At 41.6% G+C, this 25,593-nt stretch carries 21 protein-coding genes; 14 read left to right on the top strand and 7 right to left on the bottom strand.

The features are described 5' to 3' along the window. Nucleotides 1-23: 23 nt before the first annotated feature. Genes RHS_RS00940 through RHS_RS00930 form a run of 3 tightly spaced genes read left to right on the top strand, consistent with a single transcriptional unit; the run spans nucleotide 24 to nucleotide 2,176 of the window. Nucleotides 24-665, top strand: coding sequence for a B12-binding domain-containing protein (locus tag RHS_RS00940; RefSeq protein WP_027294382.1), 642 nt, complete (start codon nucleotides 24-26; stop codon nucleotides 663-665). An 11-nt stretch (nucleotides 666-676) separates the two neighbouring features. Further along, on the top strand, nucleotides 677-1,486 hold the full coding sequence (locus tag RHS_RS00935; RefSeq protein ID WP_027294381.1) for a methyltetrahydrofolate cobalamin methyltransferase: 810 nt from the start codon (nucleotides 677-679) through the stop codon (nucleotides 1,484-1,486). A gap of 27 nt (nucleotides 1,487-1,513) precedes the next feature. After that, entirely contained in the window at nucleotides 1,514-2,176 is a 663-nt protein-coding gene (locus RHS_RS00930; protein ID WP_047832095.1) for a DUF1638 domain-containing protein, read from the top strand. Nucleotides 2,177-2,295: 119 nt separating this feature from the next. Here the strand turns inward: RHS_RS00930 and aroA are convergent, their stop codons facing one another. Genes aroA through aroF form a run of 3 tightly spaced genes read right to left on the bottom strand, consistent with a single transcriptional unit; the run spans nucleotide 2,296 to nucleotide 5,726 of the window. Next, nucleotides 2,296-3,573 (bottom strand): 3-phosphoshikimate 1-carboxyvinyltransferase, encoded by a 1,278-nt coding sequence (gene aroA / locus RHS_RS00925; RefSeq protein WP_047832094.1) that lies wholly within the window; start codon nucleotides 3,571-3,573, stop codon nucleotides 2,296-2,298. Between the two features lie 42 nt (nucleotides 3,574-3,615). Beyond that, complete coding sequence (locus RHS_RS00920; protein ID WP_027294378.1) at nucleotides 3,616-4,713, bottom strand: prephenate dehydrogenase; 1,098 nt, start codon at nucleotides 4,711-4,713, stop codon at nucleotides 3,616-3,618. Further along, nucleotides 4,710-5,726 (bottom strand): 3-deoxy-7-phosphoheptulonate synthase, encoded by a 1,017-nt coding sequence (aroF, locus tag RHS_RS00915; protein WP_027294377.1) that lies wholly within the window; start codon nucleotides 5,724-5,726, stop codon nucleotides 4,710-4,712. The genes RHS_RS00920 and aroF overlap by 4 nt, the downstream gene beginning before the upstream one ends. A 228-nt stretch (nucleotides 5,727-5,954) precedes the next feature. Between aroF and RHS_RS00910 the strand changes: the two genes are divergently transcribed. Then, on the top strand, nucleotides 5,955-8,045 hold the full coding sequence (locus RHS_RS00910; protein WP_047832093.1) for an elongation factor G: 2,091 nt from the start codon (nucleotides 5,955-5,957) through the stop codon (nucleotides 8,043-8,045). 283 nt (nucleotides 8,046-8,328) lie between these two features. Further along, nucleotides 8,329-8,715, top strand: a complete 387-nt coding sequence (locus RHS_RS00905) for a DUF3783 domain-containing protein (RefSeq protein WP_027294375.1) — start codon at nucleotides 8,329-8,331, stop codon at nucleotides 8,713-8,715. Between the two features lie 142 nt (nucleotides 8,716-8,857). Here the strand turns inward: RHS_RS00905 and RHS_RS00900 are convergent, their stop codons facing one another. After that, the gene (locus RHS_RS00900) at nucleotides 8,858-9,481 is read right to left on the bottom strand and encodes a flavin reductase (protein ID WP_047832092.1); all 624 of its coding nucleotides are present in this window, start codon (nucleotides 9,479-9,481) and stop codon (nucleotides 8,858-8,860) included. Nucleotides 9,482-9,781: 300 nt separating this feature from the next. Between RHS_RS00900 and RHS_RS00895 the strand changes: the two genes are divergently transcribed. From RHS_RS00895 to RHS_RS00885, 3 genes are read left to right on the top strand one after another with little or no spacing between them, the layout of a single operon-like run. Continuing rightward, nucleotides 9,782-12,352 carry an HlyD family efflux transporter periplasmic adaptor subunit gene (locus tag RHS_RS00895; RefSeq protein ID WP_395020914.1) on the top strand — a complete coding sequence of 857 codons (2,571 nt, stop codon included), beginning with the start codon at nucleotides 9,782-9,784 and terminating at the stop codon, nucleotides 12,350-12,352. A 10-nt stretch (nucleotides 12,353-12,362) separates the two neighbouring features. Beyond that, a complete protein-coding gene (locus tag RHS_RS00890; RefSeq protein ID WP_044296053.1) occupies nucleotides 12,363-13,031 on the top strand; it encodes an ABC transporter ATP-binding protein in 669 nt (222 codons plus the stop codon). Further along, nucleotides 13,031-14,287: an ABC transporter permease gene (locus RHS_RS00885; protein ID WP_047832090.1), complete on the top strand. Its 1,257-nt coding sequence runs from the start codon at nucleotides 13,031-13,033 to the stop codon at nucleotides 14,285-14,287. The genes RHS_RS00890 and RHS_RS00885 overlap by 1 nt, the downstream gene beginning before the upstream one ends. Nucleotides 14,288-14,363: 76 nt before the next feature. On the opposite strand, the gene htpG is transcribed toward RHS_RS00885, so the two are convergent. Beyond that, nucleotides 14,364-16,439, bottom strand: coding sequence for a molecular chaperone HtpG (gene htpG / locus RHS_RS00880; RefSeq protein WP_027294370.1), 2,076 nt, complete (start codon nucleotides 16,437-16,439; stop codon nucleotides 14,364-14,366). 203 nt (nucleotides 16,440-16,642) lie between these two features. Further along, complete coding sequence (locus RHS_RS00875; RefSeq protein ID WP_027294369.1) at nucleotides 16,643-17,146, bottom strand: DUF5721 family protein; 504 nt, start codon at nucleotides 17,144-17,146, stop codon at nucleotides 16,643-16,645. Between the two features lie 315 nt (nucleotides 17,147-17,461). On the opposite strand from RHS_RS00875, the gene RHS_RS00870 reads away from it, so the two are divergent. The 5 genes from RHS_RS00870 (at nucleotide 17,462) to RHS_RS00850 (ending at nucleotide 22,633) form a co-directional block, all read left to right on the top strand. Next, entirely contained in the window at nucleotides 17,462-18,301 is an 840-nt protein-coding gene (locus RHS_RS00870; protein WP_047832089.1) for a DegV family protein, read from the top strand. Nucleotides 18,302-18,422: 121 nt separating this feature from the next. After that, nucleotides 18,423-18,677 (top strand): hypothetical protein, encoded by a 255-nt coding sequence (locus tag RHS_RS00865; RefSeq protein ID WP_027294367.1) that lies wholly within the window; start codon nucleotides 18,423-18,425, stop codon nucleotides 18,675-18,677. Between the two features lie 72 nt (nucleotides 18,678-18,749). Next, entirely contained in the window at nucleotides 18,750-19,658 is a 909-nt protein-coding gene (locus tag RHS_RS00860) for a leucine-rich repeat domain-containing protein (protein WP_138002466.1), read from the top strand. Between the two features lie 59 nt (nucleotides 19,659-19,717). Next, entirely contained in the window at nucleotides 19,718-21,055 is a 1,338-nt protein-coding gene (locus tag RHS_RS00855; RefSeq protein WP_047832088.1) for a VWA-like domain-containing protein, read from the top strand. A 27-nt stretch (nucleotides 21,056-21,082) separates the two neighbouring features. Next, entirely contained in the window at nucleotides 21,083-22,633 is a 1,551-nt protein-coding gene (locus RHS_RS00850; protein WP_047832087.1) for an ATP-binding protein, read from the top strand. Nucleotides 22,634-22,735: 102 nt separating this feature from the next. On the opposite strand, the gene RHS_RS00845 is transcribed toward RHS_RS00850, so the two are convergent. Continuing rightward, nucleotides 22,736-23,959, bottom strand: coding sequence for an argininosuccinate synthase (locus RHS_RS00845; RefSeq protein WP_027294364.1), 1,224 nt, complete (start codon nucleotides 23,957-23,959; stop codon nucleotides 22,736-22,738). Nucleotides 23,960-24,514: 555 nt separating this feature from the next. On the opposite strand from RHS_RS00845, the gene argC reads away from it, so the two are divergent. Beyond that, the gene (gene argC / locus RHS_RS00840; RefSeq protein ID WP_044295901.1) at nucleotides 24,515-25,555 is read left to right on the top strand and encodes an N-acetyl-gamma-glutamyl-phosphate reductase; all 1,041 of its coding nucleotides are present in this window, start codon (nucleotides 24,515-24,517) and stop codon (nucleotides 25,553-25,555) included. Nucleotides 25,556-25,593 lie beyond the last annotated feature (38 nt).

Here is a 25,593-nt window from a genome sequence, read left to right as displayed (position 1 = left end):
GCGGATGGATAGGAGGATTTTTTATGGCTGATTTTGATAAATTGAAGGATGCAATGGGTGATCTGGAGGAAGATGATGTATTAGAGATGCTGGAGAAGGTAATGGAGGACGGCGGTTCACAGGCTGGTGAGGCAATGAAAGCGTGCCAGGAAGGTATGAACATTGTTGGCGAACGCTTTGCAAGCCAGGAGTATTTTGTATCTGATCTGATTTTTTCCGGTGAGTTAATGACAGAAGCCATGGATATTATACGTCCTGCACTTTTGTCGCAGTCCAGTGAAAAAGTAGGGAAAATGATTTTATGTACCGTGGAAGGAGATCTCCACGACATCGGCAAAAATATTGTAAAAGCCATGTTGGAAGCAAGCGGCTTTGATGTTGTGGATATGGGGATTGATGTTCCGGCAGCAGAAATTGTAAAAAAAGCAAAAGAGGAAGGCATTCATATTATCGGACTGAGCGGTGTTCTTACACTGGCAATTGATTCTATGAAAGCCACAATCGAAGCATTTAAAGAGGCAGGATTGAGAGAAGATGTTAAGATCGTAATCGGCGGAGCACCGGTTACAGATAAAGTATGTGAACTGGTAGGTGCAGATGCCTGGGCAATTAATCCGGCAGATACAATTAGAACTTGTCGTGAATGGTCCGGCAGTGCAGCATAGGTGGTGAATATATGATAATTATCGGAGAAAAAATTAACGGTGCTATACCCTCTACTGCGAAAGCAATAGCAGCCAGGGATGAAGAATTTATACGTAATCTGGCAATCCGCCAAACGGAAGCAGGGGCCGATTTTCTGGATGTGTGTGCAGGCGGAGCTCCGGAGAAGGAGTTAGATGATCTGACCTGGCTCATGAAGATTGTTCAGGATACCGTAGATACCCCTCTTTGTATCGACAGTCCGAATCCTCAGATTCTTAAGGAAGTGATGCCTCTGGCTAAAAAGAGTGGGATTATTAACTCTGTTTCCGGAGAAGGAGATAAATGTGAAGTTATTTTCCCATTATTAAAGGATAATGATTGGGAAGTGGTTGCGTTAACCTGTGATAATAAAGGCATTCCGGCAGATGCGAAACGTAAGACGGAGATCGCATTCGAATTAATTGAAAAAGCGTCTGCTTATAACATCGCACCGGAACGTATCTATATTGATCCGCTGGTATTGGCGCTTTCCGCAGTAAATGACTCTATGTTAAATTTTATGGAAGCAATCCGAAATATTAAAGAAAAATATCCAACAGTAAAAATAACTTCAGGTTTATCCAATATATCCTATGGGATGCCTTACCGGAAAATAGTAAATCAGAATTTCCTTGCACTGGCATTATCTGCAGGAATGGATTCTGCAATTGTAGACCCGACAAACCGGGATACTTATGCAACGATTTTAGCTGCAGAAGCCCTGCTTAATCAGGATCGGTTCTGCCGGAAGTATAATAAAGCGTACCGGGCTGGGAGAATTGGACCAATAAAAGACAAGTAAGCAGAGAAGGAGGCGTTTCGAAAAGTTATGAAAACTACAATTATAGGTTGTAAAACCCTTCAGGATGAACTGGAAACCGCCCTCCAAAAAACCGGATTATCTTATCCGATCATCTGGGTTGAGTCGGGACTTCACAATACTCCGGATAGATTAAGAGCACGGTTACAGGAAATATTCAGTAAAATTACAGATGCCGAAAGAGTGCTTGTGGCGATGGGATTTTGCGGGAATTCCGTGCAGAACTTAAAAGCAGGAAACTTTGAAGTTATTATTCCAAGAGTAGATGACTGTATTACCCTTTTACTGGGATCGGTTCAGCGAAGAGAGGAGATAGCCAGACAAAAGGGAACATATTTTCTCAGCAAAGGATGGCTGAACGGGGAACAGAATATATGGGCAGAATATCAGTATGCCCAGAAGAAATACGGGGTAAGAAGGACAAAATCACTTTACAGAGAAATCTTAAAGCATTACAAAAGGCTTGGTATACTGGATACCGGATGCTATCCCATTGAGAAGCTGATGGAAGAAACAAAAGAAATAGCAGCTACACTTGAATTAGAACAGGAAAAACTGAGTGCATCTGTGGATTATCTGGTGAAATTATTGAAAGGCCCCTGGCCTGCAGGACAATTTCTTACAGTCGCCCCGAATGCAATTATTGAATATCGGGATTTGTGGTTGAAATAGGACTTGCGCTACAGGACTTACAAAAAGGCGGTATCCGCATTTACGCAGATACCGTCTTTTTACATTTCCTTCGTGCCGGTCACGGATAAGTTCATAGATGCGTGCCTGGAAAACGAAACTCAGTTATTTAATCTTGCAAGATCCTGGTAAAATCCAGGATAACTGATATTTACACAGTCCGCATCTTCAATATGCGTCGTGCCGCTGCTTGCCAGGGCAGCAATTGCAAATGACATTGCAATACGATGGTCTTTATGGCTTTTTATTGTACTGCCGTGAAGCCCGGTTCCGCCTTTTATAATCATACCGTCTTCCGTTGCCTGTATATCTGCGCCCATGGAGGCCAGGTTATTCACCATTACGTCAATGCGGTTAGATTCTTTCACTTTTAATTCCTGAGCATCTTTAATAACCGTTGTGCCTTTGGCAAAACAAGCCAGAACGGCTATAACGGGAAGTTCATCAATAAGTGTAGGTATCATGGAACCGCCCACCGTAATGCCTTTCAGGCTGCTGTGACGGACTAGGATATCTGCAGTAGGTTCGCCGTTGTCACAATTTTCATTTAACAGTGTTAAATCTGCGCCCATTTCCCGGCAGACATGGAGGAGACCATCTCTGGTAGGATTTATTCCCACATTTTTAATCAGTATTTCAGAACCAGGTACAATCAATCCTGCTGCAATAAAATACGCAGCGGATGAAATATCTCCGGGAACGGATACGCTTTGTCCCTTTAACACGGGATTTGGCAGGATGGTTGCAGTAGTTCCTTTACAGGTAACATTTCCACCGAAATAATTCAGCATAATTTCTGAGTGGTTACGGGAAACGAATGGTTCTGTAACGCTGGTAGGTGTATCTGCATATAGTCCGGCAAGGAGAACGGCCGATTTTACCTGGGCAGAAGCCACGGGTGAAGTATAATGTATCCCGTGCAGATGCTTTCCAATGATCCGAAGAGGAGCACAGCCGTTATCCCGGATGCTGATAAGCTCAGCCCCCATCATGGATAACGGATCAATAATCCGCTTCATGGGACGTTTCTGGATCGATTCGTCACCGTTTAAGATACTTTCAAATGACTGTCCGGACAGAATACCGGATATCATACGTGTAGTTGTACCGCTGTTACCGGTATCCAGGGTATCAGTTGGAGCTGTCAGTCCATGGAGCCCTTTTCCATGTATGCGGATGCAGTCCGGGGTATTTTCAATATCAACACCCAGCTTTTTAAAACAGCTGATCGTAGAAAGGCAGTCAGCTCCCTGCAGAAAATTTCTCACTTCTGTAGTTCCTAAGGAGAGTGCGCCGAACATAACGGCACGATGTGAGATGGATTTGTCACCGGGAACTGTGATTTCTCCTTTTAAAGCTTTTGTTTTTGTGAATTCCATAAAACCTCCATATGTAAATCATCCGTTTAGAAAAGTAAAATCCTATCGCTCATAAATGGTATAGCGGTATTTTCTTAATAAATCTACGGCCTTTTTCAATGCGTTTTCTTCATAAAATTCTACCCGCAGGACACCTTCTTCGAATTCACGGTTGTGTACGATCCCGATATTCTTAATACTGATGCCATTGGTGGCAAGAATGGTTGCAAGAGCAGCGATCCCGCCGGCTTCGTCTACCATATCACAGTAAAGCATATGAACCTTTTTCAGAGGACCGCTGGAAGAGTCCGAGATAGAATCCCTGTATTCCCTGGAGCTGTCAAATAATTGATAGATATCCTGGTTATCTTTTTCAGTTAAAGCAGTTTTTACCTGGTTCAGACTATCAATATAGCGGTTTAGAACAGTCAGGATATTACCGCTGTTTGTCATGCAGATCTGTTCCCACATTTCTGCAGAAGAAGAAGCAATTCTGGTAATATCTTTAAAGCCTCCGGCTGCAATTGTTTTCATGGTTTCATTCCCCGTATCAGAATCTTTTACCAGATTTACCAGAGTGGAAGCGATGATATGGGGCAGGTGGCTGATGGCAGCTGTAGCAAAATCATGTTCTTCATAATTTAACACAAGGGGTATTGCTTTTAATGCTGATACAAATGTTTTATACTTTTGTACCATTTCTGCAGGGACAGTAGCTGATGGAGTAAGGATGTAATATGCATTCTCAATTAAATGCCGCTTAGCATTTCGAATCCCTGTCTTTTCACTGCCCGCCATGGGGTGCCCTCCTATGAAATTATCTTCCATATCAAGGGCAATGACTTTCTCGTGGATATCGGTCTTAGTGCTGCCTACATCTGTCAGAATGCAGTCTTTTTTTATGAAATCCTTTAACTGACAAAGATAAGCGGCATTGGATTCAACCGGTGCGCATAAAAATATATAGTCGCAGCTGCCAAACTCCTGTGTAATTCCTTCGCAGGCAGCATCAATAATGCCTTCAGCCAGAGCATAGTCAATGGTTGACTGACTTCTGGTATGGGCGATTATTTTCGTTTCCGGGTAAAAATAGCGGATGGCTTTGGCAATCGACCCGCCAATGAGTCCAAGGCCGATAAAGCCAACGGTTACATCATTCATTTAAATGTCCTTTCTGCAAGTTTTGCAAATGGTATCAGTTCGTCAGAAAGTCCATCGAACTGTTCAAAAGTCAGTGACTGCGGTCCGTCGGAGAGCGCGCAGGCAGGATTGTTATGTACTTCAATCATCAGTCCGTCTGCTCCGGCAGCGATTGCACACTTAGCCAATGGTGCTACATAGGCTCTTACTCCGGTAGCGTGGCTTGGATCAACGATGATTGGCAGATGGGACTTGGATTTAATTACAGGGACAGCACTGATATCCAGTGTATTCCTGGTGGCAGTTTCGAAGGTACGGATTCCTCGCTCGCAGAGAACCACATTTGGATTCCCCTCCGCGATAATATATTCCGCAGCATTTAACCATTCATCAATTGTTGCAGCAAGACCACGTTTTAATAATACCGGAAGTCCGGAACGCCCTGCTTCTTTCAGAAGCTGGAAGTTCTGCATATTTCTGGCACCGATCTGGATCATATCCACATACCTGGCAGCAGCTTCGATAGCTTTTTCACTGATTACTTCACAAATAGTGTTAAGCCCTGTTTCCTCCCTTGCGGTTTGCATGTAACGGAGTCCTTCTTCTTCCAGTCCCTGGAATGAGTATGGGGAGGTGCGTGGCTTGTATGCACCGCCGCGAACAAATGTTGCGCCTGCTTTTTTAACAGCGTGGGCGATTAAAAGAAGCTGTTCCTCAGATTCAACCGCGCAGGGACCGGCCATGATTGTTAAGTTGTTTGGTCCGATCTCCGTATTGCCCACTTTAATTACGCTGGGTTCCGGATGGAATTTTTTGTTGGATAATTTGTACGTTTCTGTTACAGGAACAATCTTATCAACACCGGGAGCGATTTCCAGATTCTGGTTGGATAGTTTAGTTTTGTCTCCAACTACACCGATAATCGTTACTTCCTGGCCCTGTGACAAATGGGTTTCTAATCCTTTGGATTTTATTAACTGCACCACGTGGTCAATATTTTCCTGGGGTGCGTGAGGTTTCATTACAATAATCATAATTTTATTCTCCTTCTATGTTTAGCTCCTGTTATTCTACTATTGAAAAGCTCTTCTGTCAATACTTTGACGCTTTAACGCGGCGAAAATTTGGGGTTAAAAAAATATTTGTTAAAAGTGAATAAAATACTTGAAATATTGTGACAATTTTAGTAAAATATATCCATAGACTAAACAAGGGATGACAGCAGTGTCATTCGCAAATAACTAGTATTGGAGGAATTTAATATGAAAGTGTACACATCAGACAGGATTCGCAACGTAGTTGTCTTAGGGCATGGTGGAGCAGGTAAGACCAGCTTAGTAGAAGCAATGGCTTATTTATCAGGAATTACCAGCAGATTAGGCAGCGTAACAGAAGGCAATACCGTAAGTGATTTTGATAAAGAAGAGATCAAAAGAAAATTCTCAATCAGCACATCCGTTGTACCGATTATTTGGAATGATGTCAAAGTGAATGTTTTAGATACCCCCGGATACTTTGATTTTGTAGGTGAAGCGGAAGAGGCAGCTGCAGCAGCAGATGCGGCGGTGATTGTTATTAACGGTAAAAGCGGTGTGGAAGTAGGTACACAGAAGGCATGGGATCTCTGTGAGAAGTATAAGCTACCCAGAATGTTCTTTGTAACGAACATGGATCTGGATAATGCCAGCTACCGTGAAGTAGTAGAACAGCTTACCGATTTGTACGGAAAAAAGATTGCGCCAATCCATCTGCCTATACGTGAAAATGAAAAATTTGTAGGATATGTAAATGTTGTTCGCAAAGCGAGCAGGAAATGGGTGGATAAAGGTCAGAAGGTTGATTGTGAGACTCCTGAATATTCATTAGAATATCTGGAGAAATACAGAGAAATCTTATTAGAGGCTGTTGCAGAGACAAGCGAAGATTTCATGGACCGCTATTTTAGCGGAGAAGAATTTTCTGTTCATGAAATTATGGCAGCGCTGACCGTAAATGTTTCCGACGGTTCCATTGTTCCGGTATCTATGGGTTCCCCGGTAAATATCCAGGGTGTCGCTAATCTTCTGGATGACATCGTACAATATTTCCCAAGTCCGGATAAAAGAAATTTTGCTGGAATTAATATGAAGACCAAAGAGATCTTCGAAGCGAATTACGATTTCGCCAAGGCAAAATCTGCATACATTTTCAAGACAATTGTAGATCCGTTTATTGGAAAATATTCTTTGATAAAGGTATGCTCCGGCGTTATTAAGAATGATGATACTCTGTTTAATTATGATAAAGATTTAGAAGAGAAGATTAATAAACTGTATGTATTTGAAGGAAGTAAGCCAATTGAAGTTACGGAATTGCATGCCGGGGATATCGGGGCAATCGGAAAACTGTCCCATGCACGTACCGGTGATACGCTGTCTACAAAGACAACTCCAATCCAGTTTGGCAAGATGGATCTGTCCATTCCTTATACATATAAGAGATATAAGGCAAAGAACAAAGGCGATGAAGATAAGATCTCACAGGCATTGACGAAGATGATGCATGAAGACCTGACCATGAAAGCAATAAATGATGGTGAAAACCGACAGTCTCTGCTCTATGGAATGGGAGACCAGCATTTGGATATTATCCAGAGCAAGCTGTTAAGTAAATATAAAATTGAAATTGACCTGGATAAACCAAAGGTTGCATTTAGAGAAACTATCCGTAGGAGTTCCGATGTTGAATCTAAATATAAGAAACAGTCCGGCGGACATGGACAGTATGGTCATGTTAAAATGCGTTTTGAGCCATCGGGTGATCTGGAAACGCCATATGTGTTTGAACAGGTCGTAGTGGGCGGTGCCGTACCAAAGAATTACTACCCGGCAGTAGAAAAGGGAGTTCAGGATTCTATGCAGAAAGGCCCGTTAGCAGCATATCCGGTTGTGGGTGTGAAAGCGGTACTCTATGATGGATCTTACCATCCGGTAGATTCTTCTGAAATGGCATTTAAGACAGCAGCAGTGCAGGCATTCAAGAAGGGCTTTATGGAAGCTTCCCCGGTACTTCTGGAGCCAATTGCATCATTGAAAGTAATTGTTCCGGATAAGTATACGGGTGACGTTATGGGCGATATGAATAAGCGCCGCGGCCGTGTACTTGGAATGAACCCGGATTCTAAGGGGAACCAGGTTATTGAAGCCGACATACCTATGACAGAACTTTATGGATATTCCACAGCACTTCGCTCAATGACAGGCGGAAGCGGAACCTTCTCATATGAATTCGCACGTTATGAGCAGGCACCATCTGATATTCAGGCAAAAGAAGTTGAAGCCAGAGCAAGTAAAGTAAATACAAATGAAGAATAAATTGGAATAGGAAAAGGGGGCAGAAATTTTGCCCCCTTTTTGTAATTAGAGATATACCTGTCCTGTAAATATACCGGATACAGAATAGCGGGTGCAGCTGTTTTCTAAAACAGGATTTCTAGATATTGTTGTATATATTTATGCCAATAATGAAATGATACCTTATATATTGGCTGAAGTGAAGCAGCCCGGTTACGGAATCAAAAACTCCCAGGGGGGCAGATGAAATCATATCTGGTGTCAGCACCCTAAGCAAGGAAAAGAGAATTATAGGAGAGTAAAAATGAAAAGCAGTACATGTGTATTATTATATGGATTAAAAGATACGCCAAAAGGAGAGAAGGTCAAAGCAGTTCTTAAAAAGATGGGCATTGAAGCCAAAGATATTCCATTAGAAGAATACTACCAGCCCATAGGTCTGCTGGCAGGAATTCCGGGATTTCAAAAAGAAGAAAGAAAATACACCGGAGGTGGATTTCCGGATGAGATGATGGTGATGCATTTAAACAGCAGCCAGGTAGATGCCCTTTTAGCCAGGTTTCGACAGGAAGGAGTAGAGCGTATCGACCTGAAAGCAATCATTACAGAGTTCAACCGTTCCTGGAATTCCCTGCAGCTTTATTTAGAACTGCATAAGGAGCATGAAACAATGACCAGGCGAAATCCATAAGGCATATTAGTTAAACCAATAAAAAACAGCCCGCAAAAATCAGGAAGGGGGCTGTTTTTTATGTAAATAGGAGGTACCATATATAGTATAGGAATTGTAGTGCCTGCGGATGACATTACAATTCCGCCGTAAGCTAATAAATTCAATCTATTTTTTCAAAATAAGATGCATCCTTTCCACATACCGGACATATAAAATCTTCCGGAAGTTCGTCTGCTTCTAATATATATCCACAGACACTGCAGCGGAAGCCCTTTGTCTGGCTTTCCTGATAGGAAGGAGCATTTTTAGGAGTAGTACCTTTCTTTTTGCTATGATAATCGGCATAAGTCAGAACCTGGGAATCAGAAGGGATATCAGCTTCTGTAACTTCTCCAATTAAAATCACATGGGTATCAACGTCCAGTCTGTCTGTTACTTTACAGGAAAACCTTGCTGCAATACCCTCTGTGGGGTAGGGGTTTCCGTTTAAGTCACGCTCATAAGATGCCTGTTCAAATTTCTCGGCGTCCCTGCCAGACTGGAAACCAAAGGTTTTAATGAGTTCCATATCTACGTCTTCGGAAAGTACGACAGCAGAGAAAGATCCGGCACCCTCGATCAGACGCAGGGTTTCGTTATTCTTATTTAAGGCGATAGATAGTCTTGCAGGTGAGGAAGTCACCTGGGCCAGAGTGTTAATCACACAGCCGCCGTCTTTATTTTCATAATTGGCGGAAACGATATATACACCATAACTGAGTTTAAAAAAAGCTTTTGTATTCATTGTAAAATTCCCTTTCTTAATGTAATTCGGTGATCAGAATTTACAGCTATTGCTATATCATATCTTTCCACGGAAAATGTTTTTGTATTCCTATATTCGTATTATATAGCATAAATTTCCAAATGTCAATAACAATAATTATTACTAATATTGAATTGTTTCAGGTTAATTTGGGTTACCATCACAAAACTACCATTTATCATCCATGGATTCAACACATTTATCGATTATTCTAGTTGCATAAGATTTTAAGAAAAATTAAGACAGATGAAGATATCACTAATGGAGGGAAATATGGTAATGAAACAGAAAAACAAAAAAATGAAAATCTGGAAAGACAAGAAAAAGCGGAGATGGATATTGATCATCCTGGGAGTCTGTATAATCGGAGCTGGCGGTACTGCATTTTTCATGACCAGAAAAAGAATGCCGGTAGAAGCGGCGGTCCAAAAGTCACAGACGGCAACAGTGGAGAAAGGAAATATTTCCAATACCATTGTCGGTACCGGAACTTTAGAAGCGGATACAGCAAGTGGAATTGAAATACCTTCCGGGCTTGTCATAGATGAAGTGAAAGTGGAAAGTGGTGACAGTGTAAGTAAAGGCGATGAACTGGCTGTAATCAATCAGGCGTCACTGTTAACGAAAATCGAAGATACTCAGGAAGAAATTGCAAAACTGGATAAAGAAATTAATGAAGCAAAAGAAGATTCAGATGCAGATACCATTACTACCAGTGTCAGTGGCCGTGTCAAAAAAATTTATGCCGCATCAGGTGATAAAATAACAGATGTAATGTTAGAAAACGGGGCACTGATATTGCTTTCACTGGATGGAAAGATGGCACTGAAACTGGAAAATGTGTCCGGCATTGCAGCAGGAGACAGTGTAACTGTAACGCTATCCAGCGGTACAGAGAAAACAGGAACCGTCGAAAGTGTTTCCGGGAAGACCGGTGTAATTACCCTGACCGATTACGGACCCGAATTGAATGATACAGTTTCGGTTAAGGATTCTGATGGAAAGGAACTGGGAACAGGGAAGCTTTATATTCATCAGCAGCTGGCAATTACAGGTACTGCAGGAACAGTAAGTTCCGTGGATGTTTCGCTGAATGAATCGGTAGATGCAGACGAGACCCTGATTGAATTAAAAGAAAGTGCGTCACTGGGAACTTACCAGGAACTGCTGGCAGCCAGGGAAGAGCTGGCACAGTCACTGCAGGAGTTAATGAATCTGTCTGCAAACCCAACCATTACAGCTGATTTTGATGGAATCGTCCAGACGGTAAATGTAACGGCGGGCAGCAGTTCTTCCAATAGCAGTACTTCCGGCAGCAATTCCACGGGGAGTTCCAATTCCTCGAATGGAATGACAGGAGCATCCTATTCCTCAAACTCAGGCAGCCAGCCAGTCTTCGTGACTGCTTCCGTTAAAAAAGAGACAGCCGGAACAGCCAAGACAGTCGGAACAGCTGTGACAGCCGTAAACACATCGGAGTCCACAAAGGAGCCGGCACAAACACAGATCTCTATTTACACAGAGACAGAGCAAAATAAAACGGAGATTTCGGAATGCACACCGGATATCACAGCGCCTGTAAAAGGGGCTTCACCTCAGAATATACTGCAGGAAACACAAAGTTATGCCGGAAGCATAGTATGGAATCCTTCAGACAGTGTCTTTCAGCCTGCCACTACCTATACGGCGGCAATTACGCTGACGGCAAAGGAAGGATATCAATTTGCTGCCGGTATTGCACCACAGTTAAGCGGAGGTGTCATTTCCGGAATAACCTTAAGCGCAGATAATAGTATTCTAACGTTTTCCGTTGCTTTTCCGGCTACGGCAGAAGAGGCTACAGAGAAGCCGACAGATACACAGACAGACCCGGTAACGGAAACTTCCGGGGGAAAAGAAACAGAGACAAATCCTCAGCCGTCAACAGAACCAAAAGAAACACAGCCTCAGACAGAGTCAGATACGAAGAATGAAAAGGACAGCAATAAGCAGTCTGAGTCACAGAAAAATACGGACAAAAACAACGGACAGGATACCAATGGAAAGAGCAGTGAAAATTCGGATAATCTAACAAATGGTAACTTAACAAATAATACAAATGGGAATAACAACAGTGGTTCCGGGAATAGTGGAAGCGGCAGTGGAAATGCAGCACAGACAACTGCAAGCGAAAACAGTTCCACAGAAAGTAAATCCAGTTCAGACGACACAACTTCCACTGCATCATCTGGTTCGAATGTTTCCATAATGACGGTATCGCCCCAGGACAACGTAATTCTTACCGTAAATGTAGATGAATTAGACATCTTATCGGTAAGTCTGGATCAGGAAGCGGAGATTACCTTTGATGCCATCGAAGATCAGACATTCAAAGGCAGCGTAACAAAGATTTCCAACTCGGCCAGCTCCAGCGGCGGAGTAACAAAATATCCGGTACAGATCACTATACCGAAAGATGCGTCAATGCGCATCGGAATGAATGCGTCAGCAACTATTACAATTGAGAATAAAGAAAATATTCTGCTGATACCGATGAATGCCCTTCAGGAACGGGGAAATAAAGTATTTGTCTATACCAGCGAAGACGAAGAAGGTGCATTATCCGGAGAAACAGAGATTGAAACAGGATTGTCAGACGGAACAAATGTGGAGGTAGTAAGCGGACTGGGTGAAGGAGATACCGTCTACTACAATAAAACAGGATCTTCCTCCTCTAATACAGAGGGTGGCTTCATGGGAGGTATGCAGGGTGGTGAAATGCCGTCCGGAGGTTTTGGCGGTGAAATGCCATCCGGAGGCGGAGGACCAAGTGGAAGTTCGGGCCAGATGAAGGCACCGGGCGGACAGTGAGGTGACGGCAATGATTATATTTCAGGATGTTTGTAAATATTATCAGATTGGCGGGGAAGAAGTGAGGGCTTTGGATCATGCGAATATGAGGATTAAAAAAGGAGAATTCGTCAGCATTATAGGACCTTCGGGAAGCGGTAAATCCACGCTTATGAACATTATAGGGTGTCTGGATGTAGCTGATTGCGGGGAGTATTATCTGGACGGACAGGAGATAGAACAATATTCAGAACGGGAACTGGGCAGGATACGGAATCATAAAATCGGATTTATTTTTCAGAATTTTAATCTGATTCAGAAGATGACGGCAGAAGAGAACGTGGAACTCCCTTTAATCTATCAGGGTATCCATGCTTCTGAGCGTAAGAGAAGGGTTATGGAAGCGTTAGAAAAAGTGGAGCTTTCCAGCAGGATGCATCATAAACCCACAGAGTTATCCGGCGGGCAGCAGCAGAGAGTTGCAATAGCGAGGGCACTTGTAACAAGTCCCTCTCTGTTTCTGGCAGATGAGCCTACCGGAAATCTGGATTCCAGAACCGGAGACGATATCATGAGCCTGTTTCATGAACTGCATGAACAGGGGAATACCATTGTGTTAATTACCCATGATAACAAAGTGGCAAAACAGGCACTGCGCAGAATTCATATTCTGGATGGTCATGTAAAGGAGGTGGAGTGATGGTCTTTCAGTCCTTAAAAATGGCATGGAGTGCCATAACCTCGAATAAAATGAGATCCTTTTTAACCATGCTGGGAATTATCATCGGTGTAATGTCGCTGGTAGTACTGGTCTCTATCGCAAATAGCGCAACGACTTCTGTAACAGATGAGATTTCGAATATCGGAACGAATCTTTTAACGATCCGGATCGAGGATAACAAAGAAAATCCGTTGAAATTATCCGAACTGTCAGACTTTACGGAAAATGAGGAAATTGCTCTGACAGCACCAATAGCCCAAAGCAGCGTAACAGCAAAAAGCGGATATACCAGCAGTACGGTTACCACATATGGAACAACAGGCTCCTATCTGGATATACAAGGCAAGGAATTGGCTTATGGGCGTTTCTTAAAAGCGGCAGATATTGACAATCATTCGAATGTAGTGGTATTAAATGAGGATGCGGCTACGGAGATTATTGGGCGTGCTAATGCAGTGGGAGAAAGTATTTCCTTAGACGGCAGAAGTTTTTTAATTATAGGAATTATCAAGAGTGACGAGACCAGCAGTAAATCATCATCCAGATCATCGGGAAGCTCTGGATCAGGCAGGGGGAGTGCTTCTTCTAAAAGTTCATCGTCCACCAGCACCTCTTATGCAAGCCTGGACGCCTATATTCCCTATACAACGCTGACAAGAATTGCCAGCAATATATCATCAGAAATCACGACGTTCTATGCCACAGCTACCAGTGAAGACAGTCTGGATGCAGCAGAAGATGCCATGTCAGAAATGCTGTTAAAGCGTTTTGGACAGGATGAGGATGCATTTACCATACAAAACCAGTCTACGCTTATGGAAACAATGAGCAGCGTAACCAACACCCTTGCTTTGATGCTGGGAGGTATCGCAGCGATCTCATTAGTTGTGGGCGGTATTGGGATTATGAATATTATGCTGGTATCCGTAACTGAGCGTACGAAAGAAATCGGTATCCGAAAAGCAATCGGGGCAGGCAGGGGAAGCATTATGCTGCAGTTTATGCTGGAAGCATTGATGATCAGCCTTTTAGGGTGTCTGTTTGGGATATTTTTGTCCTGGGTTATTTTGCAGGCAGCCGGTATGATTATGGATTCCATGAGTTTCCAATTGTCCAATCAGGTAGTATGGATCGCTGTAGGTTTTTCCAGCATTATCGGGGTAGTCTTCGGTATTTATCCGGCAAATAAGGCGGCAAAAAAGCATCCGATAGAAGCGCTCAGATATTCCGGGTGACAACTATAAATGAGCAGGAGCTTTGTCAATAAGCAAATAAAAACGTCCAGACATTATTATCTGGACGTTTTCAAAATCATAATTTTGATAACATCATCATGATTTCATTGCTTCTGGAAATGAACTTTGTCATTTCTTCCGGAGCCAGCTGTTTGTGGCTTAAGAGTGCAAGATCGTATAACTGCTCACACATCATCGGAATATTTTCAGAATCTTTGTTTTCAAAGATATATTTTACTAATTGATTATTAGCGTTTAATACAAGGGTTTCGGAAGATCCAAACATGCCTGGATCCATACCGTACATATTGTACATCTTCATCATATCCTGCATACGTCTGCTTTCTTCAGAAAGAGTCATTACAGAAGAGATGTTTTCGTTTTTCAGCTTTTCAACTTTGACTTCCAGTTTTTCTTTGCCAAGAACTTTGCGGAATAATTCAGTAAGTGTATCTGTAGTTTCCTTTAATTCTTCAGCATTTACTTCTTCCTTGAAGTGCTCTGTCACGTCGGAATCGATGCGCTGGAATTTAACTTCCTCATTTTTTTGTTCGATATGGCTGATGAAAGCGGAATCAATGTTGTGCTTTAAGATAGCCGCATCCAGACCTTCCTCTTTGAACATATTAATGTACTGGCTCTGCTGTACTTCATCCGTAACATAGAAGAGTGTAGTCTTTGGCTTTTCCGATTCTTTTTTATCTGCATCTTCTGTGTTATCGGCACTGGTTTCTTCAGCAGCAGTTTCCTCGGTTTCCGGTTCGTCTTTTTTGTTCTCTGCAATGAAATCAGGCAGAGTCAGATAATTGCTTTCCAGGTTTTTTACAAGAATGTAATCCATCATCTTATCACTGAACTTGCCGTCTTTTAAGCAGCCGAATTTGATGAATGGGCTGATGTCATCCCAGTATTTTTCATACTGTTCACGGTCTGTTTTGCACATGCCGCTTAATTTGTCAGCTACTTTCTTGGAGATATAATCAGCGATTTTCTTAACAAAGCCATCGTTCTGAAGAGCACTTCTGGATACGTTAAGCGGTAAGTCCGGACAATCGATGACACCTTTTAACAGCATCAGGAATTCAGGAATTACTTCTTTAATATTATCTGCGATGAATACCTGGTTATTGTATAACTTAATGGTACCTTCAATAGAATCATATTCCGTATTGATTTTCGGGAAGTAGAGGATACCTTTTAAGTTAAATGGATAGTCCATATTTAAGTGAATCCAGAATAAAGGTTCTTTGAAATCCATAAATACCTTACGGTAAAAATCTCTGTATTCTTCTTCTTTACAGTCATTTGGATGCTTGGTCCAAAGAGGAGCAGGATCACTTAAAGATACAGGGCGTTTGTTTATTTTTACTTTATCCTTTGCAGGAGAAACTTCCACGATTTCTTTTTCACCGTTTTCGTTTTCTTTTTCTTCCGTTTTTGCTTCTTCGTGGATATGTTCTACAACCACATCATCTTCACGAAGATCTGCTTCATCGATGGTTTCGAATTCCTGCTCTGCATTTTCCTTGGAAAGGAAAATTTCTACAGGCATGAAAGAACAATATTTTTCCAATACTTCACGAGCGCGGTATTCGTTAGCGAATTCCAGGCTTTCTTCGTTTAAGAAGAGTGTGATTTCCGTACCTACGGTATTTTTATTCCCATCATCTAAAGTATATTCGGTGCCGCCGTCACATTCCCAGTGAACCGGGACAGAACCTTCTTTATAGGAAAGAGTATCGATGTGTACTTCTTCAGCAACCATAAATGCTGAATAAAAGCCCAGACCGAAATGACCGATCATTTCGTCGTCGTTTGTTTTGTCTTTGTATTTTTCAAGGAAATCGGTTGCACCGGAAAATGCGATCTGTGTGATGTATTCTTCTACTTCATCAGCTGTCATACCAAGACCGGTATCAATAAATTTTAATGTTTTCGCTTCCGGATTTACTATTACTTCAATTTTGTTTTTGTGTTTTTCCGGGAATGAGTATTCACCCATTACTTCCAGTTTCTTTAACTTTGTGATTGCATCACATCCGTTGGAAACCAATTCACGGAAAAAGATGTCATGGTCAGAATATAACCATTTTTTGATAATTGGAAATATGTTTTCGCTGTTAATTGATAAGCTTCCTTTTTTGTTGCTCATAAGTAACACTCCTTTTGTAATTATTTCATTTTTATCTAAAGCTAGTTTAATACGGGAAAAATAAATTGTCAAGAAAAAATTAGCACTCAATCAAGATGAGTGCTAACAAATTTCTATAAACTTTATAAACAAATTATAAACTCATCCATTTTTTGGATATAAACATAAAAAATACCTGAGTTGGAAAGAATAATGGTAAATGTTCAGAGTAGCTCAAATGCAATTTCTTTCTGCCTGAGAAATTTCTGTACCATGGTATCCCAGGACTGCTCCAGTGTTTTATCCATTGTAAAGATTCGGATGGAAGAACCGGTGATACAGCTCAGATTATGTCCATCATATTTTAAATTTAAAAACAGGCCGTTGATATCAGAAGAGGACATAGGCAGTTTAGTCTGAACTAACAATTTTTCAAGATTGGCAGGGGAGAGCTGAAAGACAAATTTAAAATTCAGCGGCGTGCGCTTTCCTTTAATTAATTCAAAACAATAGGGACGTAACTGCATCCAGGACGAATAATTGGTATTGGAAAGGCCTCGTTCTTCCAGTTCATCCGGATTGTAATAATCTTTTTGCAGGCGGCCGTCAATATGAAAGGTATTATAAGTAGTAATAACGGCTTCAGACAGCAGAAAATGGTCAAAAGTATCATTCAGCAATAGTTTTGACATAAATTGTTTGACATCTAATATATGTAGTGCGATCAATTTTTTGCTCCTTTTTTCATAAAAAATTTCATCTGTTATTATTATAACCGCAATGTAAGAAGACGGCAAGCAGGGATTCAGCCGGAAATGGAAAAAACCCCTTTTCAAACGAATTTATATGTGCTATGATTATGTGGTATTAAAAACTACATAATAAGATATGCTAATTAGTACTAGTACATCCTTGTGCAATTAACAGTGAATAAAGACGCAGATACCAGGCATTTTATTTACCAATAATTATGCAATGCTGTACAAGATTGTACTTGATGAATATTCTGCATGAGTGATGCAAGATTTTAGGAGGAATTTTTAATGGATTACAAGATAATTATTGACAGCTGCGGCGAATTGACAGAAGAGATGAAGAAGGACGGTCATTTTGCTACAGCATCACTTTCTATGCAGGTGGATGAGTGCACAATTGTGGATGATGAAACATTTGACCAGGCAGATTTTTTAAGACGGATTGCAGCTAGTCCGAACTGCCCTAAATCATCATGTCCATCACCGGAAGCCTATATGAGTGCTTTTGACTGCGGAGCGCCGAGAGCTTATGCGGTTACGCTGTCGGCGGAATTAAGCGGCTCTTACAACAGCGCAGAGCTTGGCAGAAAGTTATTTTTAGAAGAACATCCGGATAACAAGGTTCATATTTTTAATTCTCGTTCAGCATCTATTGGTGAGACCCTGATCGGTTTGAAGATACAGGAATGCGAAAATGCGGGCATGGAATTTGAAGAAATTGTGAATACCGTAGAAAAGTATATTGCCGGACAGAGCACCTGGTTTGTTTTGGAGAATCTGGATACCCTCCGGAAAAATGGACGTCTCAGTAAAGTAAAGGCATTTGTGGCAACGGCGCTTAAGATCAAACCGGTAATGGGAGCTACACCCGAGGGTACCATTGTACAGCTGGATCAGGCTAGAGGAATGAATAAGGCATTGGTTAAAATGGTAGATTTTATAGTCGAGAAGGTAGAAAATTCGGAAGAAAAGATTTTGGCCATTTCTCACTGCAACTGCCCGGACCGTGCTAAAATGATAAAAGATGCTTTATTGTCCAGATTATCACTTAAGGATATTTTTATTGTTGATACCGCAGGTATCAGCAGTATGTACGCTAATGACGGTGGAATTATTATTGTTGTTTAAAATAATTGCCGTATAAATGTCAAAACAAGTAAAAAAAACATGCAATTCCTACAAATCTGTGATATAATATAAAAAATATGCTTAAAGAAATGACAGATAGCAGAAGTAAGGAGAAGAACATATGAGTCAGGAGAAAGTAGACCGCTACAAACAAGAAAAAGCAAATCGTGAAAAGCTTCTTAAAAAACAGAAACGCAATAAAATGCTCATGAAGCTGGGCGGTTTGGCAGTATGTCTTGTCATTGTAGGCTGGGTAGGTTTTTCGGCTTTTAATAAGTTCTATACACCTCCGGTGAAAAATTACGAGGTGAAGACTACAGCCGTAGACGATTATTTACAGGGATTAAATGAAACGGAAACAGAAGCAGCAAAATAATGGACAGCCGGAGTGCGCAGCATTCCGGCTGTAACTTTTTGGTAATGAGGAAGACAAGGAGGAACCGGAAGGTTGCAATTTGATTATATTATAGAAAATAAAGAGGTATGTATTTTACGCTGTTTTGGGGAGGGGAGAAAAGTAGTGATCCCAGGACAGCTGGAAGGATACCCGGTGACTGCTCTGGGAAAATATATATTTTCCGGGGCGTACGACGGGGATGGCGGCAAAAAAGCCATTTGTGCCGACTTGCCGGAAGAGGTAATTTTACCGGAAACCGTACAGACAATCGGTGATTATGCATTTTACGGGTGCAGACAGCTTAAGAAGATGGCATTGTATCAGGGGGTCCGTGAGATTGGCGGCGGAGCATTCACCGGATGTGCAAAACTATCCAGGCTGAAGATCAGTCTGGATGGCCCGATGGGATATTGTTTTAAAAATGTAATTGCTGAGTTAAATCATGAGGTGGAAGTAAAATTAAGCAGAGAAGGACAGACTATCGCCAGGCTGCTGTTTCCGGAATATTACGAAGAAGCTGTGGAAAATACACCTGCCAGGATTTTAGAAACCCGTATCCATGGTTCCGGATATACTTATCGGCAGTGCTTTCATAACGGAGAATTTAAATTTCTGGAATATGACCGCCTGTTTTATGATGCAAAAGCATGGGAATCCGAGGATTTCTGTGTACACCTGGCACTTTACCGCCTGGAATATCCCTTGCAGTTGACGGGGGAGCATGAGATACAGTACCGGGAATATCTGTCCGAACACAGTATAGCCGCAGGGATGTGGCTCATTCGTTCTGACCGGATGCATCAGCTGGATTTTTTAAGCAGCCAGATTGTATGGCAGCCGGAGATTTTAGAGCATCTGATACGTTTTGCAGGGGAGCAGGAGCGTATGGAAGCGGTGGGTTATCTGATGGATTATAAAAATGAACACTTTGCAAAAAAGAAAAAGAGCTTTGATTTATAATACTGTGGCGCGCAGATGTCAGAAAGCAATTATAAAACACGCGCTAGAAAGGAGTTAATATGACCGAAGATTTTGCAGCGAGAGAGCAGGAGATATGGGACAGACTTTATCAGGCAGGTTTCGATATCCTGATTAACGCCAGAAATGAGTTATATATTCATATGCGTTTCCTTGACGTGGCACTGTCATCATTTCAATATCAGATGGATATGGAAATGAACAGTCTGGGAACGGACGGAAATGTTATTTATTACAATGCCCGGTTCCTTGGGGGATTATTTCGGGAGAGCCGTACTATAATTAACCGTGCATATCTGCACCAGGTACTGCACTGCCTGTTTTGCCACGTAGTGGAAACAGAGAAACGTGAGGAAATCTACTGGAATCTGGCATGCGACATTGCCGTTGAATCCATTATTGACAGTATGCAGATACGCTGCCTGAAAAAGGGAATGTCCTGGCTTCGGGAAAGCACGTACCGGGAGTTAGGCAGGAGCCTGAAGGTGCTCACTGCAGAAGGTATTTATCTGGAACTGCAAAAAATGGATTTTGGCGTGAATAACCGAAAACTGGATAAACTGATCCTGGAATTCTGCAGGGACAGCCACCAGTACTGGAATAAACAAGAAGATTCGGAAAAAAACAGTGAAATGAACCAGAAATGGCAGGATATCAGGGAGCAGATGGAGATGGATCTGGATACTTTCTCTAAAGAATCCGTGGAGGCATCCGGAGGTTTGCGGGACCAATTGAAAGTCCGTAAAAAACAGGGAGATGATTACCGACGGTTTTTAAGAAAATTTTCCGTGTTAAAAGAAGAGATACAGGTGGATACGGATCAGTTTGACTATGCATTTTATACCTATGGCATGACCATGTATGGCAATATGCCGCTGATTGAACCGGTTGAATCCAAAGAAGTAATGAAGATTGAAGAATTTGCCATTGTCATTGACACTTCCATGTCCTGTTCGGGACATCTGGTGCGTCTTTTCCTGGAAGAAACTTATCATATTCTGCAGGAGAATGACAGCTTTTTTAGAAAAGTAAATATTCACATTATTCAATGCGATGAAAAGGTACAGCAGGACCGGAAGATTACAACGGAAGAAGAATTACAAAAATATATGGAAGAGATGGAAATAGTGGGAAGCGGAGGAACGGATTTTCGTCCGGCTTTTGCTTATGTGGATGAGCTTTGCAGAAGAAAAGAATTTACAAATCTCAAAGGCCTGTTGTATTTTACAGACGGATTTGGGATTTTTCCAAAGAATATGCCGCCCTATGAAACAGCATTTGTATTTATGCGGGAGGACTACGATGATACGCAGGTGCCTCCCTGGGCGATAAAAATAATAATAGATGAAGAGGAGCTGTCAAACCGGTATCCTGTTTAAAATGATAGATGATATAGGAGAATAGAAATGAATATTAAAAGAGCTAAGGAAGAAATTAAAAATTCCATTGAAGCATATCTGATGAAAAATGAATACGGAGAATATCAGATTCCGTCAGTGCGGCAAAGGCCCCTGCTTCTGATCGGCCCCCCCGGAATCGGTAAGACCCAGATTATGGAACAGATTGCGAAAGAGTGCCGGGTAGGGCTGGTAGCCTATACCATCACCCACCACACCAGACAGAGCGCCATTGGTCTGCCTTATATCGTTGAAAAAGAATTCCGGGGCGAAAAGGTATCCGTTACGGAATATACAATGAGTGAAATCATCGCTTCGGTTTATGAAAAGATCGAGAAAACCGGCATCCGGGAAGGTATTTTGTTTATCGATGAGATTAATTGTGTGTCGGAAACCCTGGCACCCACCATGCTTCAGTTTTTGCAGTGCAAAACCTTTGGAAATCAGAAGGTTCCGGAGGGCTGGGTGATTGTAGCTGCCGGAAATCCGCCTGAATATAATAAGTCGGTGAGAGATTTTGATGTGGTTACCCTGGACCGGATTAAGAAAATAGATGTAGAGGCGGACTTTTCTGTCTGGAAAGAATACGCCTACCATGCCGGCATTCATCATGCGGTGCTGTCATATCTGGAATTGAAGAAAAATCACTTTTACTGTATTGAGACTACTGTGGACGGCAAGCTTTTTGCAACGGCAAGAGGCTGGGAGGATTTGTCCCAGCTGATCAAGGTATATGAAGAAATTGGAAAGAGGATTGACAGGGAAGTGGTGTACCAGTACATTCAGCATTGGAAGATTGCAAAAGATTTTTCTAATTATCTGGAATTATATCAAAAATATAAAAAGGACTATCAGGTTGCAGATATTTTAAAAGGACACATTTCGTATGCGGCAATTGATAAAGTACGGCGTGCGGCATTTGATGAAAAATTAAGTGTAATTGGACTTTTGGTTTCCAGGCTGGATGAATTGTTCCGGATATGTTACCGCAGCGATGCGTTTGTGACAATGGTCTATGAGCAGTTAAAGTATTTTAAAGACAGTTTGGGCACTTATGACGGCACCAGGGACAATACGGATGCAAATGGTGCTGCTTATGATGCAATGACAAAGCTCACCCGTAAGATGGAAGAAGACACCGCCAGACTGCTTGCTGCAGAGCAGTTAACGAAGGAGCAGGAGCATATCCGCAGAAAAGCGGGTGCCCAGTTGGAATCCTATGAAAATCTGTTAAAAGGAGGAGACTATATTGACAGCCGGAAAGCTTTTGAAGCGGTAAAGGAAAGATTTGCAGACATCACGGATTCCCGCAGTACTTTGATACAAGAAGCGGAAGAGGCACTGAATTACGCGTTCGATTTTATGGAAACTGCATTTGGAGACAGCCAGGAAATGGTTATCTTTATCACAGAACTAAATACGGATTATTACAGTGTATGGTTTGTGGATGAAAATGGCTGTGACCGGTATTACAAATATAATAAAACGTTATTATTTGCTGAGAAACAGAAGGGGATTTTACATCAGCTGGATGAAATAGAAGAGCTTGGGAATATTTAAAGGCATTCGGCAAGTGTATGAAAACGAGAAAGCAGGCAGGACATATCAATTGCCGATATGTCCTGCCTGCTTTCTTGTTTCTTGCATGTATCTATTTATTTTTTATTTATTTTTTTCGATCTCAGCCATTTTCATTGCACGAACTTTTAGTGGAAGGCCAAATAATGTGATGAATCCATCAGCATCATGGTGGTCATATAATTCACCTGTGGTAAAGCTTGCTAAAGATTCACTATATAAGCTATATGGAGAAGTAGTGCCTGCTTTGATAATATTGCCTTTGTAAAGTTTGAATTTTACTTCGCCGGTTACATATTCCTGTGTCACATCAACAAAAGCCTGGATTGCTTCGCGAAGAGGGGTAAACCATTTTCCTTCGTATACGATCTGTGCAAATTTGTTGCCCATATCTTTTTTCGTTTCCATGGTGGCACGGTCTAATACTAATTCTTCTAACTGGTCATGTGCTTCCATAAGGATTGTTCCTCCTGGTGTCTCATATACACCGCGGGATTTCATTCCAACAACACGGTTTTCTACGATATCAACAATACCGATACCATGCTTTCCGCCCAGTTCATTTAATTTTGTAATGATTTCAGATACTTTCATCTGTTCACCATTTAAGCTGGTTGGAGTACCTTTTTCAAAGGTCATGGTTACGTATTCGCCTTCTTCCGGAGCTTTTTCCGGGGATACGCCCAGCACTAATAAGTGGTCATAGTTTGGTTCGTTTGCAGGATCTTCTAATTCCAGACCTTCATGGCTGATGTGCCATAAGTTACGGTCACGGCTATAGCTGCTGTCTGCTGAAAATGGAAGATCGATGCCATGCTCTTTACAGTATTCGATTTCATCTTCACGGGACTGCATGGTCCAGATATCGGTCATTCTCCATGGAGCAATTATTTTTAAGTCAGGAGCCAGTGCCTTGATGCCCAGCTCAAAACGGATCTGGTCATTACCTTTTCCGGTAGCTCCGTGGCAGATAGCAGTAGCGCCTTCTTTTCTGGCGATTTCTACTAATCTTTTTGCAATACCGGGACGTGCCATAGAGGTTCCCAGTAAATATTTATTTTCATATACAGCACCTGCTTTTACGCATGGCATAATATAATCGTCACAGAATTCATCAATGATGTTTTCAATATATAATTTGGAAGCTCCTGACAGACTTGCTCTTTCTTCCAATCCGTCCAATTCATTTCCCTGTCCACAGTCGATGCAGCAGCAAACTACATCATAATCAAAATGTTCTTTTAACCAAGGGATGATTGCGGTCGTATCCAGACCACCTGAATATGCCAGAATAACTTTTTCTTTCATAGGTGTATCCTCCTAAATATTATGTATTATTTGATTGCTTTTCGCTAATGACTACTATACATCAACTGTCATAATTATGCAAGAGTAAATTTACATAAATTCTAAAAATATTTTTGTGTGATTCGGGGAAAAAAGCATAAGTTCTATTATATAGTAGAAAAGGCATATAAATAGGAAAGAAAGGAATTCTGGTATATCGAAGGCTGTCGGAAATAAAATTGCCGGGAAGAAAGTTTTTCCAGAAATTTAAAAAAAGTACTTGCATAATATACACATTCAATGTATAATTATGCGCATATTATTCATGCGGAGGAATTAAAATAAATGAAATCGCAACCCATACCCAGGAACGGCAGATATGCCGCAAAGTGGGGCGTGCAGATGACAGGATATTCAGCACTGTCAATATAAGTTTACGCAGGGAGGCACTAGAAGAAAAACACTTTACTTCGCTGAAATCTTATTATATATTAATAAGAAAGCAGCCTGGAGAAATGAGCAAGAGTTCTATTAGACTGGAAACAAAGGAAAAAAAGAAGAAAAGGAGTTTTGAAAATGATAAAAGCAGGAATTATCGGAGCAACCGGATATGCAGGCGGTGAACTTGTGAGGTTATTATTAGGGCATAAGGAAGTGGAAATTGCGTGGTATGGTTCCAGAAGTTACATAGATAAAAAGTATTCGCAAGTATATCAGAATATGTTCCAAATCGTAGATGCAAAATGTATGGATGACAATATGCAGGAGCTGGCAGATCAGGTGGATGTGATTTTTACTGCTACCCCTCAGGGACTTTGTGCTTCACTTGTTACCGAAGAAATACTTTCCAAAGTAAAAGTCATTGACCTGAGTGCGGATTTCCGTATTAAAGATGTAAAGACCTATGAGGAGTGGTATAATATTTCCCATAAGACTCCGCAGTTTATTGGAGAAGCAGTATATGGATTATGTGAAATCAACAGGGAAGCGGTGAAAGCGGCGAGACTGATTGCGAATCCGGGATGTTATCCTACCTGCAGTACATTGTCGATTTATCCTTTATTAAAGGAAGGATTGATTGATCCGGCTACGATTATTATCGATGCTAAATCCGGTACTTCCGGAGCAGGACGCGGTGCAAAAGTAGATAATCTCTACTGTGAAGTAAATGAAAATATCAAAGCATACGGTGTTGCCTCCCACAGACATACTCCGGAAATAGAAGAACAGCTGGGCTATGCGGCAGGAGAGGAGATCCGGATTAATTTTACACCTCATCTTGTTCCTATGAACAGAGGAATTCTGATCACTGCGTATGCTTCATTGAAGAAAGATGTCAGCTATGAAGAAGTGAAAGCAGTTTATGATAAATACTATGAGAATGAGTGTTTCGTACGTGTACTGGATCAGGATGTATGCCCTCAGACGAAATGGGTAGAGGGAAGTAATTATGTGGATGTGAATTTCAAGATCGATAAGAGAACGAACCGCATTATTATGATGGGCGCTATGGATAATCTGGTAAAAGGCGCCGCAGGCCAGGCAGTGCAGAATATGAATCTGCTCTTTGGGTTTGATGAAACTATGGGATTACAGCTAGTGCCCATGTTCCCGTAAGATGGGATATTTGAAACGTTATTACAGTAAGGTAAATA

This window comes from Robinsoniella sp. RHS (genome assembly GCF_001029355.1).
Lineage (GTDB): Bacteria > Bacillota > Clostridia > Lachnospirales > Lachnospiraceae > Robinsoniella > Robinsoniella peoriensis.
This window is presented reverse-complemented; position numbering and strand designations above follow the sequence as displayed.

Bases quoted from the DNA above. Each gene is read 5' to 3' on its own strand.
- RHS_RS00940 (WP_027294382.1), top strand. From the start codon at position 24: ATGGCTGATTTTGATAAATTGAAGGATGCAATGGGTGATCTGGAGGAA.
- RHS_RS00935 (WP_027294381.1), top strand. From the start codon at position 677: ATGATAATTATCGGAGAAAAAATTAACGGTGCTATACCCTCTACTGCG.
- RHS_RS00930 (WP_047832095.1), top strand. From the start codon at position 1,514: ATGAAAACTACAATTATAGGTTGTAAAACCCTTCAGGATGAACTGGAA.
- aroA (WP_047832094.1), bottom strand. From the start codon at position 3,573: ATGGAATTCACAAAAACAAAAGCTTTAAAAGGAGAAATCACAGTTCCC.
- RHS_RS00920 (WP_027294378.1), bottom strand. From the start codon at position 4,713: ATGAATGATGTAACCGTTGGCTTTATCGGCCTTGGACTCATTGGCGGG.
- aroF (WP_027294377.1), bottom strand. From the start codon at position 5,726: ATGATTATTGTAATGAAACCTCACGCACCCCAGGAAAATATTGACCAC.
- RHS_RS00910 (WP_047832093.1), top strand. From the start codon at position 5,955: ATGAAAGTGTACACATCAGACAGGATTCGCAACGTAGTTGTCTTAGGG.
- RHS_RS00905 (WP_027294375.1), top strand. From the start codon at position 8,329: ATGAAAAGCAGTACATGTGTATTATTATATGGATTAAAAGATACGCCA.
- RHS_RS00900 (WP_047832092.1), bottom strand. From the start codon at position 9,481: ATGAATACAAAAGCTTTTTTTAAACTCAGTTATGGTGTATATATCGTT.
- RHS_RS00895 (WP_395020914.1), top strand. From the start codon at position 9,782: ATGAAACAGAAAAACAAAAAAATGAAAATCTGGAAAGACAAGAAAAAG.
- RHS_RS00890 (WP_044296053.1), top strand. From the start codon at position 12,363: ATGATTATATTTCAGGATGTTTGTAAATATTATCAGATTGGCGGGGAA.
- RHS_RS00885 (WP_047832090.1), top strand. From the start codon at position 13,031: ATGGTCTTTCAGTCCTTAAAAATGGCATGGAGTGCCATAACCTCGAAT.
- htpG (WP_027294370.1), bottom strand. From the start codon at position 16,439: ATGAGCAACAAAAAAGGAAGCTTATCAATTAACAGCGAAAACATATTT.
- RHS_RS00870 (WP_047832089.1), top strand. From the start codon at position 17,462: ATGGATTACAAGATAATTATTGACAGCTGCGGCGAATTGACAGAAGAG.
- RHS_RS00865 (WP_027294367.1), top strand. From the start codon at position 18,423: ATGAGTCAGGAGAAAGTAGACCGCTACAAACAAGAAAAAGCAAATCGT.
- RHS_RS00855 (WP_047832088.1), top strand. From the start codon at position 19,718: ATGACCGAAGATTTTGCAGCGAGAGAGCAGGAGATATGGGACAGACTT.
- RHS_RS00850 (WP_047832087.1), top strand. From the start codon at position 21,083: ATGAATATTAAAAGAGCTAAGGAAGAAATTAAAAATTCCATTGAAGCA.
- RHS_RS00845 (WP_027294364.1), bottom strand. From the start codon at position 23,959: ATGAAAGAAAAAGTTATTCTGGCATATTCAGGTGGTCTGGATACGACC.
- argC (WP_044295901.1), top strand. From the start codon at position 24,515: ATGATAAAAGCAGGAATTATCGGAGCAACCGGATATGCAGGCGGTGAA.